The organism is Methylobacterium sp. Leaf112 (genome assembly GCF_001423295.1).
GTDB lineage: Bacteria > Pseudomonadota > Alphaproteobacteria > Rhizobiales > Beijerinckiaceae > Methylobacterium.
On record NZ_LMNG01000012.1, the window covers coordinates 283636 to 302517 of the forward strand.

Consider the following 18882-nt stretch of genomic DNA (forward strand, 5'->3'; position numbering starts at 1 on the left):
ATGTGCCGGGACGCACCCGTGAAACTCAGCGACTAGAGGTTGCACATTTCCTATAATTATAATCTCAAGTAATCGTGCGTGCCGTTTCTTCGGCGAGCGAGATATCAAACCGTACAACCACCTGAGATCACGACTTCGATTCATACAATTCAGGATTTCATGCTAGTCTCGTTACATCCTTTGGGAATCGCTGGATGTGACGAACGACGGACCATTGCGAAGACGATCGCACATGCGCGCCGTTCGGGTGGCGGTGGTCGGCCTCGTGCCGACGGTCCTCGCCTCCGGAATCGTGCAGGCTCAGGACGATCCGGTCTCGCTGCTCCTGTTCGGAAGCCTCGAGACGGGTCCGTCGACCTTCGTCAGCGCCGGTGCCAAAGTCGCCCTCGACCGGATCGACCGGGAGGGGTTCGTCGCCCTCGCGAGCCTCGGGGCCGGCACGCGACGGGAAGGAACGGGCCGGCGGGAGACCGCCACGGCGGCGGCGGTGGTCGGCTACCAGTGGTTCTACGATTGGGGCGTCCTTGCCGCCTATGCGGGGGCCGAAGGCTCCATCGAAGCCGTGACGAGGGGGGCCGTGTCCCGCTTGGAACCAGCCCGCGTCGGCGCCCGGCTCCACGGTGAGGTCTGGGCCCGGCCAGCCGAAGCGACGCTCCTCACCATCACGGCGATCCTCGATACGTCGCGGACCGCCGCGTGGGGACGCGTGTCCTGGGGATGGCAGGTGGAACCGTGGCGCGGCTGGAATCCCTATCTGGGGCCCGAACTCGCCCTCTACGCCGACCACACCGGCTACCGGAAATGGAACCTCGGCGTACACGCGACGGATTTCACCGTCGGCCGCTTCAGCCTGCGCACTTCGGCGGGCCTGCAGTTCGAACCGCGGGACTCGGCCAGCCCCTATGTGAGCCTCACCGTCTGGACGCCGTGGTGAGGCCCGCACCGGCTCACCCCTTGGTGCGAAGGGCCGAGCGGCCACCATCGACGCCGACCACCTGACCGGTGATCCAGGCGGCCTCCTCCGAGACGAGGAAGCTCGCGAGGCCGGCGATGTCCTCCGGTGTACCGAGGCGCTGCAGGGCGTGCATCGCGGCGATCCCCGACGCCAGGGTGGCGCTATTCGTGATGGATGCCGAGAGCGGCGTACGGGTCAGCGACGGCGCGACGACGTTGACGCGGATCTGCGGGCTCAGTTCTGCTGCGAGCGAGAGGGCTAGGCCTTCCACCGCGCCCTTGGCCATGGCGACGGAGGCATGCGCCGGGAAGCCCTGTGCCACAGCCACCGTGGAGAACAGGACCACCCCGACCCCGGCTTCGCCGGCGGAGGCCTTGAGCACGGGTGCGGCGGACTGGATGGCCAGGAACGCCCCCAGCGCATTGATGCGAAAATCGGCTTCGGCATCCTGGATCGTCAGTTTGGCCAGGGGCCGCAGGTTGATGGTCCCGACGGCGTAGACCAATCCGCCGAGTTCCGGTCCGGCCTCCTCCGTGACCGTCTTGAAGAAGTCCGGATCGGTGACGTCGCCGGCGGTGAAGGTCGTCTCCCCGAGTTCCGAGGCCGCCGCCTCCAGGCGCCCGGCATCGCGGGCCGCGAGGTGCAGGCGATAGCCGCGTCGGCGTAGGGCCGTCGCCGTCGCCCGGCCGATACCGCCCGTTCCGCCATAGAGGATGACCCGCTTCATGCCCGCTCCCATTCCGTTCGCGATGGATTAGGTAAGGCACGCGGGGGCGACGTGGAGCGTCCCTCACCCGGATCGCCCCATCCGTGGCGTCGCAGCCCCTTCAGCGAGACACGCCCATGAAGTTCGCCTTCGCCGGCATCGATTTCCTCGGGGGCGTGTTCGAGAGCCTCGTGGAGGCGGGCTGGACGCCGATCAAGCTGTTCACCCGCCCCTGCGACGGGATCTACGATCACAACGAGGTGGTGGTCGCCCAGGCGCGGCGGCACCGCGTGCCGATGCAGCTCTCGCGCATCAAGGCCCCCGACATGCAGGCCCTGGCGCAGGAGCATGGGCAGGACTGGGCCCTGGTGGTGGCGGGTTATCCCTGGCTGATCCGGGGCTGGCGCGGACTGGCGGCCTACGGCGTCAACATCCACCCATCGCCCCTGCCCATGGGGCGCGGCCCATATCCGTTGTTCAAGGCGGTGGCCGACGCCCACACCGAATGGGGGGTCACCGCCCACGTGCTCGGCGAGGAGGGCTTCGACACCGGTGACATCATCGCCCAGGAGCGTTTCGCCCTGTCGGACCACGAGACCCACGAGAGCCTGCTCTCCAAGTGTCAGCTCGCCGCGCGTCGCCTCGCCGCCGGTCCCATCGCCCGCGATCTGCCGGCCCGCTGGCGCAGGGCCGAGCCCCAGGGCGAGGGTTCGTACTGGCCGCGCGTCACCGACGCCGACCGGACCCTCGATTTCCGCAGCGACGTGGACGCGATCCTGCGGCGGGTGCGTGCCTTCGGGACCATCGAGACCATCGCGCGGCTCGGTGACGGCCGCATCTACGTGGCGTCTGCGGAAGGCTGGCGCGAAGCCCATCGGCATACCCCCGGCACGGTGGTCCACCGCTACCGCCGCCACGTCGTCATCGCGGCCCGGGACGGCTACATTCAGCTCAACCGGTGGAGCCCGATAGCGGTGACGGAAGTCGATCATCTCGGGCGGTGACCGGACGCCGAAGTCTCAGAGACAGCCATTCGGGGCCGGATACGACCTTCCACCGAGACAACGACCCGGCGACATCGGGGCCCGTTCATGCAGGACCCTTCCATCAGGACCCTTCCATGGCGCGGATGCGCAAGAAATCCGACCTTCCCACCAAGACCTGCGTGAACTGCCGAAAGCCGTTCGCGTGGCGCAAGAAGTGGGAGCGGGTCTGGGACGAGGTGCGCTACTGCTCGGACCGCTGCCGGGCCGAGGCCAAGCGCGGCAAGGCCGATCCCGACGGGTCATAGGCCGGCGAGGGCTTCGGGGGTATCGACGTCCTGAAGCACGGCCCTGTCCATGGGCACTTCACGGACGTCCGTGCGCCGGGCCAGGAGACGGCCCGCGCCCTGATCGCCCGCGAGCGTGGCGAGATCGGCGCCGAGGCGCCGGCGATCGAGCAGCACCGGATTGCCGCGCTGTCCGTCATGGACGGGCACGACCGCCGCCGGATCGCCCTCGGCGAAGGCGTCCGCCAGGGCGATGAGGTGGTGGGGCCCGATCCGTGGCATGTCGCCGAGCAGCACGAGGATCGCGTCCGCGGCGGGCAGCGCATCGAGGCCGACCCGCAGCGACGTGGACAGACCTTCCCCATGGGCCGGGTTGTCGATGCAGGTGAGGTCGAGCCCTTCCAGGGCCGCGCGCACGGCCGGCCCATGGGCGCCGAGCACCGCCACCACCGGACCGAGGCGCGCGGCCAGGGCGGCCCGCGCCGCGTGGCGCACCAGGGGCTCGCCGTCGAGGAGGCTCAGGAGCTTCGGCGCCGGACCGAACCGGGTGCCGCGCCCGGCGGCCAGGAGCACGAGCCCGAAGTCAGTGGTCATCGTCGTCGGCCGGGGTCCCGCCGGAACGGGGCTGGGGCCGCGACCCGATCTCCATGAGAAGGCCGCCGACCCCGAGGCCGACGATGTCGGCGCGGGTGACGGCGAGCCCGGCGAGCAGCCGGTGCAGGATCCAGTCGAACCCGTTCTCCTTCGGCGACCGGGCACAGCCGGGCGCGCCGATCACCGGGACCGCGCCGAGCGCCCCGACGAGCAGGAGGTTGCCCGGATCGACGGGCATGCCGAGGTGGTCGATCCGACCGCCGGCGGACTCGATTCCCGCCGGAATCACGTCGCGCCGGTCGGTGATGGCGGAGGCGCCGAACACCACCACGAGGTCGGCGCCCTCCGTCACGCGGGCCCGGATCGCGGCGCCGACCGCACCGGCCTCGTGCGGAACCCGGGACTCGGCGACGATTCCCGCCCCCGTGGGTGCGAGGCGCCGGGCCAGGGTCGCCAGGGTCTTGTCGACGGTCGCATCCTTGAGACCGGGGAGCAGCGTCGAGACCACGCCGACCCGGGTGCGCGTGTAGGGCGCGACCCGCACGGCCCTGTCGGGCGCGATCCGGCAGGCGTGCTCTAGAGCGGCGCCCGCGACGGCGTACGGGATGATCTTCACGGTGGCGACCATCTCGCCGGCCGCCACCGGGCGAAAGGCCGGCAGCGTCGCGACCGTGATGGCCTCGTCGACGGCATTCACGGCGTCGATGCCGGCCCGGTCGAGGAGGAGGAGTCCGGCCTGCCCGGCGAACAGGTTGCAGCGCCCGGTGAACGGCGAATCGCGGCGCAGGCCCGGTCCGGCCAGGCGCAGGGCGAGCCGCTCGGCCGCGGCATCCTCGCCGACATCCCCCGGTTCGAGGCTAACCGCCACGATCTCCCTCACGCCCGCCGCATGGAGGCGGGCCGCGTCCTCGGCCGGGATCGGCTGCCCCTTGCGCAGGATCACGCCATGCTCGCGAACCGTATGGGCCGCGATGAGGCCGGCGGCCTCGCGGGTCGGGACCGCCCCGAATCTCACGCCCGCGCCCCGGCGCGGGGCGTGCGCTGCGCCGCCACGACCTGAGCGAGGATGGACACGGCGATCTCGGCCGGACTCACGGCCCCGATGTCGAGGCCGATGGGGGCGGCGATCCGCGCGATGGCATCGGGCGGGAACCCGGCCCGTTCGAGCCGCCCGACGCGGGCCGCATGGGTTTTTCGCGAGCCCAGCGCCCCGACGTAGAAGCACTCGGCGCGCAGGGCCGCCATCAGGGCGGGGTCGTCGATCTTCGGATCGTGCGTCAGGGCAGCGACGGCGCAGTAGCGGTCGAGGGCCGGGACGGCACCGCCCAGGGCCTCGTCGGGCCAGAGGGTGACGAGCTCGATCCCGGGAAAGCGCTCGGGGGTCGCGAAGGCCGTGCGCGGGTCGATGACGGCGACGGCGAGATCGAGGGCCATCGCCATGGGATACAGGGCTTGGCTGATATGCACGGCGCCGATGATCACGAGGCGCACGGGCGGGGCCTGCACGGTGAGGAAGACCTCGCGGCCCTCGACCTCGACGAGACCGCCCTTGCCCGACGCCAGTCGCTTGGCGAGGAGTGCGGCGAGGGGATCGGCGGGGATCTCGGCCTCGCGCACCACGCGCTGCGCTCCGCCGTCGAGGTCGGTCACCAGGATGGCGGCGCGCCGGGCGGCGCGCTCGGCATTGAGAAGGGTCAGAACATCGAGCTGCATGGCGGCCTCAGGCCACCGGCTCGACATAGACGCGGATGCGCCCGCCGCAGGACAGGCCGACCCGCCAGGCGGTCTCGTCGGCGACGCCGAACGCGACGACGCGCGGCCGCCCATCGGCGATGGCGTCCATGCCCTCGGTGATGACCGCGCCTTCGACACAGCCCCCCGAGACGGAGCCGAGGAAGTTGCCCTCGGAATCGACGACGAGGTGACTGCCCACGGGTCGGGGTGCCGAGCCCCAGGTCTCGATCACCGTGGCGAGGGCCACGCCGCGTCCGGCACGGCACCACGCCTCGGCCGCGCTGAGGATGTCGTTCTCGGTGGAGAGCATGATTGACTCCGGGATCTGGGACGACGCCCCTCTCCGCGCAACACGGAAGACGGGAGGTAAGCTCCCCCGACGCCAGGACAATGCGGCCGACGGGACCCGAGCGCCAGGACCCGAGCGCCAGGACGTAACCTTGCGCACGCTTTGCGCCGGCCTATCCTGGCGCCATCTTTCCGGGTTCGGGGTACGAGGACAGGCCCAATGAGACGTTTTGCGGTGGCTCTCGCGCTCTTCGCCAGCGCCGCCCAGGCTCAGCCCGGTCCCCTCGTCATCGGGCTCTCAGCCCCCCTCACCGGACAGGACGCCGCGTTCGGGCAGGGGATGCGCGCCGGTGCCGAACAGGCGGTCGCCGAGATCAATCGGACGGGCGGCGTCCATGGACAGCGCCTCGTCCTGGTGGTGGCGGACGATGCCGGCGACAGCAAACAGGGGCTCGCAGTGGCACGCCGGTTCGCCGCGGAGCGGATCGGCTTCATCGTCGGCCCCCTCAACGCCGCCGTGGCCGGCGCAACGATTCCGGTCTACGCGGAATCCGGCATCGTCGCGGTCACGACAGGGGTCGCCTGGGCGCCCCTGACGGCCGGTGGCCATTGGAACGTGTTTCGCACCGGCGCCAACGAAGCCGCGCAGAGCGCGCTCGCGGGGGCCTACCTCGCCAAGCAGTTCGCCGGACGCCGCATCGGCCTCGTGCACGACAAGACCACCTTCGGACGCGGCCTCGTCGATGGCGTGGCGCGGACCCTGAAGGCGGCGGCCCAGGGCGAGGCCGCTTTCGAGGCCCTGTCGCGGGGCGACAAGGATCTGTCCGCTCTCGCCGGCCGCCTGAAACGGGCACGGGTGGACGTCGTTTATTTCGGCGGCCTCGCGACGGAGGCCATCGTGCTCCTGCGGGCCATGCGCGAGGCGGGTCTCGACGCGCCCCTCGTCGGCAGCGACGGGCTTCTGGACAAGGAACTGTCCCAGGTCGCCGCGGCCGACGGCACGGTGATGACCGTGGCGCCCGTCACGCGCCTGCCCGAGGTCAAGCCGTCCCCGACGAAGCCGCGCATGCCGGAGGCCGAGATCCTCGCCGCACAGGTCTTCGTCGCACAAGGTTACGCCGCCGTGGAGGTGCTGCGGGGCGGGATGCTGGGCGCGCGATCGACGGACGCCCGGGCGGTGGCCGCCTTCCTGCGTGACGGCACGACCGTGAAGACGGTGCTCGGGCCCCTCGCCTACGACGCACGCGGCGACCTCAAGGCCGATCCGCGCCAACCAGCCTACGTCCTGCAGGTCTGGCGCCGCACGCCGGACGGGCGGATCGATTACGCGGGCAATACGATCGACCCTTGAGATCGACGGTCCCGGCGGCCGGCGCGATCGCGTGTTCGATCGGAAGGGCGATGGCTGATTTCCATGCTTCCCTGTCGATGGGATTCGCCATCGGGCCAGAAAAGCTTGCTTCGCGCCGATCCCAACATTATGTCGGGGCAACGCTCGCCGGTGTTGCGCATCCGATGGGATCGGACCCGCCGCCCGCCGCGTTTTGCCGAACGGCTTCGTTTTATATTCCGGGTCGCCCCGTTCTGGCTGTCCCGCTTGGAGAGTGTGGATGGCGAAAGAAGAATTGATGCAGTTCGACGGTCTCGTGATCGAGATCCTGCCGGACGCACGCTACCGCGTGCAGCTCGACCAGGGGCACGAGATCGTGGCCTACACGGCCGGCAAGATGAAGAAGAACCGCATCAAGACTCTGGCGGGCGATCGCGTCACCGTCGAAATGTCGCCCTACGATCTCGAGAAGGGCCGCCTCGTGTTCCGCCACAAAGACGAGCGTTCCGCCGGTCCGCGTCCGCCCATGCGCGGCCAGTTCCGTCGCCGCTGACGTTTCGAGCGCCAGACGCCGCTTCGGCCCGTATCGATCAACGACAATGCCCGCTTCGGCGGGCATTGTCGTTCTGGCGGGTCACTCGACGAACCAGCGGCCTATTTGCCGAACCGCTCGAACTTCGGGAAGCTCCGGGTCATGAGCGTCCCGGCGTCGGAGCGGTGGCCCATCCATTTCTCCAGGATGCTCGCCTGGGCGAGGCGCGCCTCGCCCCCGGTCTCGCGCCACGGCAGGCCCTCGGCGAGGGTGAAGACGCAGGCATCCGTCAGGGTTGTCTGGCGGCAGCGTTGCAGACGCACGCCCTTGCCGCGCACCAGTTCGGGCATCTCCGCGAGGGGGAAGACCAGGAGCAGACGGTCGGCGCTGCAGACGGCGACGTGGTCGCCGGTCGCCGGCACCAGCAGGGTCGCGGTGGCCGGCGCATCGAGGCCCATGATGCCCTTGCCCTTGCGGGTGTTGGCCACCAGAGCGTCGGCCGGCGCCACGAAGCCGCGCCCGTCGGAGGCAGCCACCAGCAGCTTGGCGCCCGGCTGATACGGCAGGGCCGCGACGATCTCGGTGCCGTCGTCGAAATCCACCATGAGGCGGATCGGATCGCCGAAGCCGCGCCCGCCCGGGAGCTTGGCCGCCTCCAGGGTGAACACCTTGCCGTTGGAGGCCAGCACGAGGAGCTTGGCCGTGGTCTCGCTCGGGAACGCGATCTTCAGGCTGTCGTCGCCCTTGAAGGCGACGCCCGAGAGGTCCGCCACGTGCCCCTTCAGCGCCCGGATCCAGCCCTTGGCCGAGACGATGACGGTGATGGGCTCGCGCTCGACCATGGCCGAGGTGAAGTCGATGCCGGCGGTGTCGGGTGGGTTCTCGAGGGTGGTGCGCCGGGCGCCGATCTTGGTCTCGGGTCCGAAGGTCTTCTTCACCGCGCGGATCTGCTTGGTGATGTCGGCCCATTGCAGCTTGTCGGAGCCGAGGAGTTCCTCGATCCCGAGCTTCTCCGTCGTCAGAGTGTCGAGTTCGCGCTTGAGTTCCATCTCCTCGAGCTTGCGCAGGGAGCGCAGGCGGGTGTCGAGGATGGCGTTGGCCTGGATCTCCGTCAGTTCGAACCGCTTCATCAGGGCGGCCTTCGGCTCGTCCTCCTCGCGGATGATGCGGATGACCTCGTCGAGGTCGAGGTAGACGATGAGCAGGCCGCCGAGGATCTCGAGGCGCCGGTCGATCTGGGCGAGGCGGTGGCGCGAGCGGCGCTGCAACACGACCCGGCGATGGTCGAGCCACTCCCGCAGGGCTTCGGCCAGACCGATGACCCGGGGGACGAGGCCGCCGACCAGCACGTTCATGTTGAGGGAGATGCGGGCCTCCAACTCGGTGAGCCGGAACAGCGACTCCATCAGGATGACGGGATCGACGTTGCGGGCGCGCGGCTCCAGCACGATGCGGACATCCTCCGCCGATTCGTCGCGCACGTCGGCGAGCAGCGGGAGCTTGCGCTCCTGCAGCAGCTCCGCGAGCTTCTCGATGAGGCGCGCCTTCTGCACCCCGTAGGGAATCTCAGTGACCACGATGGTCCAGGTGCCCCGCCCGAGATCCTCCTTGGCCCAGCGGGCGCGCACGCGAAATCCGCCGCGCCCGGTGCGGTAGGCCTCGGTGATGGATTCGGCGCTGTCGATGAGGATGCCGCCGGTGGGGAAGTCCGGCCCCTTCACGAAGGTGAGGAGCTGGGCCGAGGTCGCCTCCGGGCGGGTGATGAGATAGAGCGCCGCGTCGCAGAGTTCGGCGGCGTTGTGCGGCGGGATCGAGGTCGCCATGCCGACGGCGATGCCCTGGGAGCCGTTGGCGAGCAGGTTCGGAAAGGCCGCCGGGAGCACCACCGGCTCCTCTTCCTGCCCGTCGTAGTTCGGGCGGAAATCGACGGAATCGTCGTCGAGCCCCTCCATGAGGAGGCGCGCGACCTCCGTCATCCGGGCTTCGGTGTAGCGCTGGGCGGCGGCGTTATCGCCGTCGATGTTGCCGAAATTGCCCTGGCCGTCGACCAGCGGATAGCGCTGGGCGAAGTCCTGGGCCATGCGCACCAGGGCGTCGTAGGCCGCCGTGTCGCCGTGCGGATGGTACTTGCCGATGACGTCGCCGACGATGCGGGCGCATTTCTTGAACGCCGAGGTCGGGTCGAGCTTCAGCAGCCGCATGGCGAACAGGATGCGCCGGTGGACGGGCTTCAGCCCGTCGCGGGCATCGGGCAGCGCCCGGTGCATGATGGTCGAGAGCGCATAGGCGAGGTAGCGGTCCTCCAGGGCGGATTTCAGCTCGACGCTCTCGATGCCGTCGGAGCCCGACGGCGGCTCGAAGGGCTGGCCCATCACGATCTCCAGGGGCGACGCGGCCCCATATCAGAACAAATCAAGAACATGACTTATGCGCTTCCCGTCCCCAAGGCAACGAAGCGCGCCCGGGCATCCGGGGGCGGCAGCGCGCGCGGCCCCCAGATGTGCTGATCGAGGAAGTACCCCGTCAAGGTAAACCCCGCCGTAACGTCGGCGCCCTCGGGGGTCATCGGCAGTGGATCGCCCGGCGCCCGCTCCCGCAGGAAATCCGGCAGGGCGAGCAAGCGGTCGCGATAGGGCTCGCCCGCCGACGCGCTCACCGCCCGGCCCGAGCGGGGCGAGACGTAGATCAGGGCGTCGTTGCCCCCCGTCGCGGCGCAGGCGGACAGATCGAGACCGAAGCCGAGATCCGCCAGGATCGCGAGTTCGAACCGCACCATCAGGGGCGGCGCGATGTCGGGATCGTGGAGGTGATCGATGAGAATGCGGGCGGCCGCGTAGAGTTCGGGATGGGGGTCGCGCTCGGGCAACAGGCGCAGGAGACCGGCGAGGTGCGCGATGCCGTGAAGGGCGAGCCCCGATCCCATCAGCCGCGCGGCCACGGATTCGAGGGGCTCGACGGCGTAGGCGCCGAGGCTGTCGTCGAGGCGCGCCCGCCACGTGGCCTGGACCCGGTTGCCGGGCTGAAGCACGGGCTGCATCCGGCGCGAGCGGCCGCCATGGACGAGGCCGAGATGGCGCCCGTGCGCGGCGGTCATGAGTTCGAGCACCACGCTCGTCTCGCCCTGACGGCGCAGGCCGAGCACGAGGCCGTCGTCGGTCCATTGCATGCCTCTCCATAGGCCGATGCCGGCGGGAAGGAAAAGCATGGTGGCAGCGAAGATTGCACTAATAAACCCTTTCCCGCAGGGCGGGAATAAGCTTAGGCTTGTGCTGGAAGCCGAGGCGAGCGGAGATGGCGATGGGTGGTCCGGCTCGGCTCCTGCTCCTTGGTCTGGCCTGCGCGCTCCCGGCCTGCACGCCCCGCGCCCCGGCCCCCTCCCCCGGCGCGACGCTCCGCACCCGCATCGCCGCCCTCGCCCTGGCGCAGGTGGATTTCGGCTCCGTCTCGGTGATCCCCATACGGTTCGAGCACAGCCGCATCTCAGGTCCGTTCGAGGATGGCGGGCGCACCCTCTACTGCGTCTCCACGCGGATGAAGGGCCGGACGTTCGGCAAGGGCGAGCGGGCGAAGGCCGTGATCCGGGACACGGGCGGCGTGCTCGGCGTGGTGTCCGACGATGAGGAGATCTGCAACGGGCACCGCACGGAGCCGTTTCCGGAACTCGAGACCCTCGGCAATCCCGCCTGATCCATCGGGATAGGCCCGGGCTTGCTCCCGCGGTGAGGGGATGAGACCCTGGGGCATGCCAAAACGCCCGTTGAGCCTCAGCCTCGACCTCATCGCCCGCGCCCATCCCGATCCCGTCCGCGACGACCCGGGCGCCCTCACCCTCCTCACCGACGACGAACTCGAACCCGGCCTCGCCCAGGCGCTCACCCGGCGACCGTCCGGCGCGGAGGGCCTGTGGGTGTTCGGTTACGGCTCCCTGATCTGGCAGCCGGAATTCACCTTCACCGAGCGGCGCACCGGAACGGTGCGGGGCTATCACCGTCGGTTCTGCCTGCTGCAGCGGCGGTTCCGCGGGAGCACGGAGCGGCCGGGCCTCGTCCTGGCCCTCGATCGCGGCGGCCTGTGCCGGGGCGTCGCGTTCCGGCTCGCGGGGGACGATCCGCACGTCACCCTGCTGCCGGTCTGGCGCCGGGAGATGCGCGGCAACGGCTACGCCTCCCGTTGGGTGGTGGTGGAGACCGCCGACGGCCCGGTCACCGCCCTGACCTTCGTCGTCAACCGCGCCAGCGACCGCTACACCGGCCGCCTGACGGAGCCCGAGATCGCCGACCGCATCGCCACGGGGGCCGGGCATCTCGGGCCGAGTGCCGAGTACCTGTTCCGCACCGCCGAGGCCTGCGCGCGGGAGGGGATCCTGGACGAGCACCTGTGGACCTTGCAGGCGTTGGTGGCCGAACGGTTGGATGCCATGGCGCGGGCCGACGGGGCGCCCCAAGCGCCGAGCAGGCCGGCGGCAAGCCCGTCGCCTCAGTTCACCTCCACCTGAACCACCCCCGGCACGGCCCGGAGCGCGCCCGCGATCTGAGGCGTCGCCTGATACTTGCCCTGCAGCTTCACCTCGACCTCGCGGTCGCCGTTGTCGAGGAGGAGGATCAGCGAGACCTCGCCCTCGCCCCGCACCTGCAGGCGCTGCTGGACGGGCGCGATGGAGCGCTCGTCGCGGAGATAGATGCGCATGCCCTTCTGGTGGCGGGCCACCGCCACGTCGAGGGGTTCGGCGGTGACGATGCGGGCACGCACGTCCTCGCCCTCCAGGTTGGCCTGGATCTGGAGCACCAGGGGACGTCCCGGCTCCAGGATCTCGCGATACTGGCCGAGGCCTTCGGAGAAGATGATCGCCTCGAAATGCCCGGTCTGGTCGGACAGGATGACGATGCCGAGCTTGTTGCCGGTCTTGGTCCGGCGCTCGGACCGGTCGAGGACGGAGGCGGCGACCCGGCCGACGCTGGTGGTGCCAGCCCGCACCGCCTTGCAGAACTCGGCCCAGGTCTGCACCCGGAGCTTGCCCAGCAGATCGCCGTACTCGTCGAGGGGGTGGCCCGAGAGGAAGAAGCCGATGGCGTCGTATTCCTTCTTGAGCTTGTCGGCCATCGGCCAGCCCTCGTAGGCCGGGATGCGCAGGGTCACGTCGGCCGCGGTGACGCCGCCGAACATGTCGGCGATGCCGGTGCTCTCGGCCTCGGCGGCCCCTTGGGCGAGCTTCATCATCGGCTCGATGGCCGCGCAGGCCCGCGCCCGGTCCGGCTCGATGGTGTCCATGGCCCCGGCCGCCACGAGGTTCTCCAGGGTGCGCTTGTTGATCATGCGCGGGTTGAGGCGGCGCGCCAGGCACGCGAGGTCCCGGAAGGGCGTCTCCCCCCGGGTCTCCACGATGGATTCGACGGCGCCGCGGCCCACGCCCTTGATGGCCGACAGGGCGTAGACGATGCGGCCGTCCTTGACCTCGAAGTTGACCCCCGACGTGTTGATGGAGGGCGGCTCGACGACGATCTTGAGGCGCTGGGCGTCCTGGCGGAACTCGGCGAGCTTGTCGGTCACGTCGATGTCGAGCTGCATGGCGGCGGCCAGGAACTCGACGGGGTGGTTCGCCTTCAGGTAGGCGGTCTGATAGGTCAGCAGGGCGTAGGCGGCGGCGTGTGATTTGTTGAAGCCGTAATCGGCGAACTTCGCCAGCAGGTCGAAGATCTCGTCGGCCTTGGCCTTGGTGAGCTCGCGCTCGATGCAGCCCTTCACGAAGCGGTCGCGCTGGGCGTCCATCTCGGCCTTGATCTTCTTGCCCATGGCGCGGCGCAGCATGTCGGCCTCGCCGAGCGAGTACCCGGCCAGCACCTTGGCCACCTCCATCACCTGTTCCTGGTAGACGATGATGCCGAAGGTCTCGCGCAGGATCGGCTCCAGCTTTGCGTGCGGATACCAGCTCGCCTCGTTGCCGGCGTCGCGCCCGAGCTTGCGCTCGCAATAGACCGGGATGTTGGCCATGGGGCCGGGGCGGTAGAGGGCCACGAGGGCGATGATGTCCTCGAACCGGTCGGCCTGCATCTCGACGAGCGCCTTGCGCATGCCGGCGGATTCCACCTGGAACACGCCCACCGTCTCGCCGCGCTTCATCGGCAGGTAGGTCGCCTCGTTGTCTAGGGGCAGCGAGGCGAGATCGACGATGATGCCGCGCTTGGCCAGCAGGTCGGTGCAGTAGCGCAGCAGGGTCAGGGTCTTCAGACCCAAGAAGTCGAACTTCACCAGGCCGGCGGCCTCGACCCACTTCATGTTGAACTGGGTCACCCGCATGCCGGTCTTCGGATCGCGGTAGAGGGGGACGAGCTGTTCGAGGGGCCGGTCGCCGATGACCACGCCGGCGGCGTGGGTCGAGGCGTGGCGGTGCAGGCCCTCCAGCTTCTTGGCGATCTCCATGAGGCGGGCCACGATGGGCTCCTCCTCCATGGCCGCCTGGAGCTTGGGCTCGCCCTCGATGGCCTGGGTCAGGGTCACGGGGTTGGCCGGGTTCTGCGGCACCAGCTTCGTGAGCTTGTCCACCTGCCCGTAGGGCATCTCCAGGACGCGGCCGACGTCGCGCAGCACGCCGCGCGCCTGCAGGGTACCGAAGGTGATGATCTGCGCGACCTGCTCGTGGCCGTAGCGATCCTGCACGTACTGGATCACCCGCTCGCGGCCGTCGACGCAGAAGTCGATGTCGAAATCCGGCATCGAGACGCGCTCGGGGTTGAGGAAGCGCTCGAACAGCAGGCCGAAGCGAAGCGGGTCGAGGTCGGTGATGAGGAGCGACCACGCCACCAGGGATCCGGCACCCGAGCCACGGCCCGGGCCGACCGGAATGTCGTGGTCCTTGGCCCACTTGATGAAGTCCGACACGATGAGGAAGTAGCCGGGAAACTTCATGCCGACGATGACGTCGAGCTCGAAGGCGAGGCGGTCGCGATAGACCTGCTCGCTCATGCCCGGCGCCGTGCCGTGCTGTGCGAGGCGCAGGTCGAGGCCGGCGATGGCCTGCGCGCGCAGCTCCTCCGGCTCGGATCTCACCACCTCCGCCCCGGCTGCACCGGGGGCCTCGCCGGCGACGGCGTCGGCGGTGACACGGGCGAAGTTCGGCAGGATGGGCTTGCGCGTGCGCACGCGGTAGGCGCAGCGCATGGCGATCTCGACCGTGGCGTTCAAGGCGTCCGGCAGATCGACAAACAGCTCGGCCATCTGCGCGCGCGTGGTGAAAGCGTGCCGCGGGGTGAGCTTGCGCCGGCGCTCGTCGGAGACGAGGCGTCCGTCCGCGATGGCGAGCAGCGCGTCGTGGGCGTCGTAATCGCCGGTACGCGCGAAGAACGGTTCGTTGGTGGCCACGATGGACAGGCCGTTGGCATCGGCGAGCCGGAGCAGCTCGCGCTCGATGGCCCGTTCGTCGGACAGGCCGTGGCGCAGGATCTCGACGTAGAGGTTGCTCTCGCCGAAGGCCGCCTTGAGCTGGGCGAGACGCGCGGCGGCGAGCTCGGCCCGGCCCTGGCGCAACGCCCCGTCGAGGGGTCCGGTGGTCCCGCCCGTGAGGGCGATGAGCCCGCCGGCGCATTCGGCCAGCCCGGCGGCGCTCACCCGGGGGGCATCGCCGAGGGCGCCGTCGAAGTAGGCGCGGCTCGCCAGCCGCAGGAGGTTCGCGTAACCGGCCTCGTCCTGGGCCAGGACCACCACGTTGGCGCAGCCGGCCTGCCCCTGAACCACCCGCGCCATGGGATCGGGCGTCTCGAAGGCCACCGTCACCTGCAGGCCGGCGATGGGCTGAATCCCCGATCCGGAGGCCTTCTCGGAGAATTCCAGGGCCCCGAACAGGTTGTTGGTGTCGGTGAGCGCCAGGGCCGGCTGCCGGTCGGCCGCCGCCGCCTTGACGATGTCCCCGACCTTCAGCGCCCCTTCGAGGAGCGAGAACGACGAGTGGACGTGGAGGTGGACGAAGCCGGGATCTTTGAGGATGCGCGCCATGCTCCCAACAGCCCGACTCGTGGTGAACGATCCATCAAGAATGCGCGGAGCGGATCGTTTGGCTGTGGAAGGCCGCCATCCGTGATGCGTCGGCAACGCTATCGCAACGGCGCCAATGCGACAGCCCAAGCGGCGACCGAAACCGCAAGGAGACCGAAGGCCATGAATTCGACCGCGCCGGTGAGGATCATCCGCTTGAGCATGGGAAGCGCCTTTCGTTGAGCTCTCCCATTTTGTTCCTGTTTTGTTCTATGTAAAGCGAAAAGGCCGTCTCGCGGTCGGCAGAGTCAACGAAATGTGAAGCCCGGGCCGGCGGCATGATTTCACGGCGGATTCGCATGCCGCTGCATGGACGATCCTGCCAACATGACGCGGACAGCAGGCAAAGCCGCATGTTCTACTGAAGATCCATCGCATCGTCCCTGCTGCGACAACGCTTCGACCCCGTAAGATTCCGCACATCGTTGCAGGGCGGCCAGTCACCGCCAAGGCCCGAATCACAACCGCAGGATGGCGAACACGAACCCTGTACCTATGTGAGCGGGACACCCGGACTCCGCATCACAGACCGAACATGCAAATCAAGTTGGTGGCCGTCGGCTCACACGGCGACGTCCTTCCCTTCATCGGCCTCGGGGCCGAACTGGTGCGACGCGGGCATGCCGCGGTTCTGGCGGCGCCCGCCCCCTTCGCGCAGCTGGCGGCCCGCGCTCACCTGCCGTTCCACGCTCTCGGCACGCGCGCCGATTACGAGCGGACCGTCGCGGTGCCGGACTTGTGGCATCCGAGGCGGGGGGCCTTCGTCCTGTTCGACCAGCTCGCCCCGACGACGGAGCAGACCTACGACTGGCTGGCCCGTACCAGCGCACCAGGCGAGACCCTCGTGGTCGCCTCGACCCTCGGCCTGGGCGCCCGCGTGGCGCAGGACAAGCTCGGCCTGCCCGTCGTGACCGTGCATGTCATGCCCCTGCTGGTGGAGAGCCGGCACGCCGCGCCGGTTCTGCCGGGCATCCCCCTCGCCCACGTGCTGCCGTCCCGCCTACGGCACTGGCTCGGCCGGGGCGCCGACCGCTACGTGATCGGCCCGGCCGCCCTGCCCCAGCTCAACGCCCTGCGCGAGCGCCTCGATCTCGCGCCCGTGCGCCGCCTGCGGCACTGGTGGAACAGCCCGACGCGGATCCTCCTGATGTTTCCGGAGTGGTTCACCGCCCCCCAGGCGGATTGGCCGGCCCAGGCCGCGCAGGTCGGCTTTCCCCTGGTCGATCGTCTCGGCGATACCCCTTCCCTGAGCTCGGAGCTGAGCGAGTTCCTCGCGGCAGGGCCACCACCCCTGGTGTTCACCTACGGGTCGGCGATGCGTCACGGCCAAGCCTTCTTCCGGACGGCCTGCGCCCTGTGTCGGACCATGGGCCGCCGTGGCGTGATGCTGGCGCCGGAGTCCGGTCAGATGCCCACGGATCTGCCGGAGGGCGTCATCCACGTCCCCTACGCGCCCTTGAGCGTGCTGCTTCCGCGCGCCGCCGCCCTGATCCACCACGGCGGCATCGGCACCGTCGCCCAGGCCCTGGCCGCCGGCATCCCGCAGCTCGTGGTCCCGGTGGCGTTCGACCATTTCGACGAAGGCCAGCGCCTCCAGCGCCTCGGCGTCGGCGCCATGCTCGGCCGGCGTCGGTTCACCCCAGGCCGGGCCGCCCAGGCCCTCAACCGTCTTCTGGCCTCCGAGACCGTGGCGCAGGCCTGCGCCGAGACGCGCATGCGCATGACCCGGGAGGACGGCGTATCGGCCGCCTGCGACGAGATCGAGCGCCTGATCGCCCGCTGAGTCATACCAGTTCCGGTCGATCGCTTCGCGATGCGGATCTGGGCTTCGCTCAGGCGCCGCGCGGGCTGCCTGAGACTGTCTCCGTAAGGATCATCCAGAAAACAGTCTCACTCGTCCGTTCGCAAGGCCTGTCCGGAATCGATGGGCAGGCGGGTGCCCTTGAGTTCGTCGCCGGTGGGCAGGCTGCGCACGTCCCAGCCGCCGCCGAGTGCCCGGATGAGGGCCACGGCGGTGGTGAAGCGGTTGAGGCGGATCTGCAGGGCGTTGATCTCGTTGTTCAGGGCGATGGACTGGGCCGTCACCACCGTGGTGTAGTTCTGCGTGCCCGCCCGGTACTCGTTGAGGGTGATCTCGACACCGCGCCGGGCCGAGGCCACGGCCTCGTCCTGCGCCGCCTGCTGGCGGGCGAGGATGCGCACGCCCGAGAGCCCGTTCTCGACCTCCCCGAAGGCGGTGAGCACGGTCTGGCGGTAATTCGCCACCGCCGCGTCGTAGGCCGCGCGGGTGATGCGGAGCGCCGCCGCGCGGGCGCCGCCGTCGTAGAACACCTCCGTGCCGGCCGCAGCGACCGACCAGACCTGGTTGGCGGCCGAGAACACGCCGTTCGACGTCAGGCCCGAGACCCCGCCCGAGGCCGAGAGGGTGAGCGTGGGGTAGAACGCCGCCACGGCGACGCCGATGAGCTCGCTCTGGGCCTGCACGGTCCGCTCGGCCTGGGCGACATCGGGGCGGCGCTCCAGCAGGGCCGACGGAATGCCCACCGGCACGGCGGGCGGGCGCACGGCGAGCGGCGCGACGGGCAGGGACAGTTCGGCGGGCGGGCGCCCGACGAGGGTCGCCAGGGCGTGCTCGAAGATCGCCCGCTGCAGGCCGATGGCGATGGCCTGGGCCTGCGTCGTCTGCAACAGGGTCTGGGCGGTGATCACGTCGGACCGCGCGGCCACACCCGCCGCGTATTGGTTCTCGGTGATGGCGAGACTCTTCTTGAAGCCCGCGATGTTCTCGTCGAACACCCGCTGGAGCGAGTCCTGATATCTGAGGCTCAAATAGTTGTTCGCGACCTCGGACTGGATGGTGAGGCGCACCAGGGCCAGATCCGCCACGCTCGCCTGGGCGGTGGCGACCTCGCTCTCGAGGTTGCGCCGGATGCGGCCGAACAGGTCGAGCTCCCAGCTCGCCTGCCCCTGGAGCGAGACGGTGGTGCGCTCCGAGCCCCCGACCCGCGAGCGGGTGATGTTCGGCGCGCCGATCACCGTGGGAAACAGGGCGGCGCGGGCCTGGGCGACGAAACCGCGCGCCTGCTCGTAGGCGGCGACCTGCGCGCGCAGGGATTGGTTGTCGACGTCGACGAGGCGGATCAGCCGGTCGAGGGCCGGATCCCGAAAAACCCGCCACCAGTCGCCGCGCTGGGCCCCGTCGTTGGGGGCGGCCGGGCGCCACCCCTTGCGGCTCGCGACATAGGCCGCACTGTCCTCGCGGGCCCCGCCCTCCTTGAAGGCAAGCGGCGTCTCGACGGAGGGACGGGAATAGTCGGGGCCGACCATGCAGCCGGAGATCGATGCCGCGAGGGCGACGAGGGCGACGAGGGCGACGAGATGCGACGGGCTCCCTCTCCTGGAAGGAGAGGGTTGGGGTGAGGTGTGGGACCTATTCGGAGAGTCCACA

General features: G+C 70.0%; 16 protein-coding genes and 1 pseudogene. 8 read left to right on the forward strand and 9 right to left on the reverse strand.

Annotation, left to right across the window (positions count from 1 at the left end):
* Positions 1-232 precede the first annotated feature (232 nt).
* The gene (gene bcsS, locus ASF52_RS08070) at positions 233-934 is read left to right on the forward strand and encodes a cellulose biosynthesis protein BcsS (protein ID WP_082515233.1); all 702 of its coding nucleotides are present in this window, start codon (positions 233-235) and stop codon (positions 932-934) included.
* A gap of 13 nt (positions 935-947) precedes the next feature.
* Here bcsS and ASF52_RS08075 read toward each other — a convergent pair whose 3' ends face one another.
* Entirely contained in the window at positions 948-1682 is a 735-nt protein-coding gene (locus tag ASF52_RS08075) for an SDR family NAD(P)-dependent oxidoreductase (RefSeq protein WP_056170335.1), read from the reverse strand.
* Between the two features lie 116 nt (positions 1683-1798).
* Here ASF52_RS08075 and ASF52_RS08080 point away from each other — a divergent pair, with 116 nt between their 5' ends.
* Together ASF52_RS08080 and ASF52_RS21925 are read left to right on the forward strand one after the other, a co-directional pair.
* Positions 1799-2665, forward strand: a complete 867-nt coding sequence (locus tag ASF52_RS08080; RefSeq protein WP_056170338.1) for a methionyl-tRNA formyltransferase — start codon at positions 1799-1801, stop codon at positions 2663-2665.
* A gap of 116 nt (positions 2666-2781) precedes the next feature.
* Positions 2782-2952 (forward strand): DUF2256 domain-containing protein, encoded by a 171-nt coding sequence (locus ASF52_RS21925; RefSeq protein ID WP_082478927.1) that lies wholly within the window; start codon positions 2782-2784, stop codon positions 2950-2952.
* Here the strand turns inward: ASF52_RS21925 and ASF52_RS08085 are convergent.
* The 4 genes from ASF52_RS08085 to ASF52_RS08100 are packed head-to-tail and all read right to left on the reverse strand — an operon-like array spanning position 2947 to position 5569.
* Positions 2947-3525, reverse strand: a complete 579-nt coding sequence (locus ASF52_RS08085; protein ID WP_056170342.1) for a nucleotidyltransferase family protein — start codon at positions 3523-3525, stop codon at positions 2947-2949. The two genes, ASF52_RS21925 and ASF52_RS08085, sit on opposite strands and share 6 nt — an antisense overlap.
* A complete protein-coding gene (locus tag ASF52_RS08090; protein ID WP_056170346.1) occupies positions 3515-4540 on the reverse strand; it encodes a molybdopterin-binding protein in 1026 nt (341 codons plus the stop codon). The genes ASF52_RS08085 and ASF52_RS08090 overlap by 11 nt, the downstream gene beginning before the upstream one ends.
* Complete coding sequence (locus ASF52_RS08095) at positions 4537-5238, reverse strand: XdhC family protein (RefSeq protein ID WP_056170350.1); 702 nt, start codon at positions 5236-5238, stop codon at positions 4537-4539. The genes ASF52_RS08090 and ASF52_RS08095 overlap by 4 nt, the downstream gene beginning before the upstream one ends.
* Positions 5239-5245: 7 nt before the next feature.
* Positions 5246-5569 carry an XdhC family protein gene (locus ASF52_RS08100; protein ID WP_056170353.1) on the reverse strand — a complete coding sequence of 108 codons (324 nt, stop codon included), beginning with the start codon at positions 5567-5569 and terminating at the stop codon, positions 5246-5248.
* 198 nt (positions 5570-5767) lie between these two features.
* Between ASF52_RS08100 and ASF52_RS08105 the strand changes: the two genes are divergently transcribed.
* Together ASF52_RS08105 and infA are read left to right on the forward strand one after the other, a co-directional pair.
* Positions 5768-6898, forward strand: a complete 1131-nt coding sequence (locus ASF52_RS08105) for a branched-chain amino acid ABC transporter substrate-binding protein (RefSeq protein ID WP_056170356.1) — start codon at positions 5768-5770, stop codon at positions 6896-6898.
* Between the two features lie 259 nt (positions 6899-7157).
* The gene (gene infA / locus ASF52_RS08110; protein WP_055947419.1) at positions 7158-7430 is read left to right on the forward strand and encodes a translation initiation factor IF-1; all 273 of its coding nucleotides are present in this window, start codon (positions 7158-7160) and stop codon (positions 7428-7430) included.
* Between the two features lie 101 nt (positions 7431-7531).
* Here infA and parC read toward each other — a convergent pair whose 3' ends face one another.
* A complete protein-coding gene (gene parC, locus ASF52_RS08115; protein ID WP_056170359.1) occupies positions 7532-9781 on the reverse strand; it encodes a DNA topoisomerase IV subunit A in 2250 nt (749 codons plus the stop codon).
* 53 nt (positions 9782-9834) lie between these two features.
* Positions 9835-10575 carry a DNA repair protein RecO gene (recO, locus tag ASF52_RS08120; RefSeq protein WP_056170362.1) on the reverse strand — a complete coding sequence of 247 codons (741 nt, stop codon included), beginning with the start codon at positions 10573-10575 and terminating at the stop codon, positions 9835-9837.
* Between the two features lie 131 nt (positions 10576-10706).
* Between recO and ASF52_RS08125 the strand changes: the two genes are divergently transcribed.
* The gene (locus tag ASF52_RS08125) at positions 10707-11096 is read left to right on the forward strand and encodes a hypothetical protein (RefSeq protein ID WP_056170737.1); all 390 of its coding nucleotides are present in this window, start codon (positions 10707-10709) and stop codon (positions 11094-11096) included.
* 55 nt (positions 11097-11151) lie between these two features.
* Positions 11152-11904 carry a gamma-glutamylcyclotransferase gene (locus tag ASF52_RS08130; RefSeq protein ID WP_082515234.1) on the forward strand — a complete coding sequence of 251 codons (753 nt, stop codon included), beginning with the start codon at positions 11152-11154 and terminating at the stop codon, positions 11902-11904.
* Here ASF52_RS08130 and dnaE read toward each other — a convergent pair.
* A complete protein-coding gene (dnaE, locus tag ASF52_RS08135; RefSeq protein WP_056170365.1) occupies positions 11886-15395 on the reverse strand; it encodes a DNA polymerase III subunit alpha in 3510 nt (1169 codons plus the stop codon). The genes ASF52_RS08130 and dnaE overlap by 19 nt on opposite strands.
* A gap of 574 nt (positions 15396-15969) precedes the next feature.
* Here dnaE and ASF52_RS08140 point away from each other — a divergent pair.
* The gene (locus ASF52_RS08140; RefSeq protein WP_056170368.1) at positions 15970-17217 is read left to right on the forward strand and encodes a glycosyltransferase; all 1248 of its coding nucleotides are present in this window, start codon (positions 15970-15972) and stop codon (positions 17215-17217) included.
* Positions 17218-17324: 107 nt separating this feature from the next.
* Here the strand turns inward: ASF52_RS08140 and ASF52_RS08145 are convergent.
* Positions 17325-18788 (reverse strand): annotated as a pseudogene (locus ASF52_RS08145) (efflux transporter outer membrane subunit); the annotation flags it as partial.
* Positions 18789-18882: the final 94 nt, after the last annotated feature.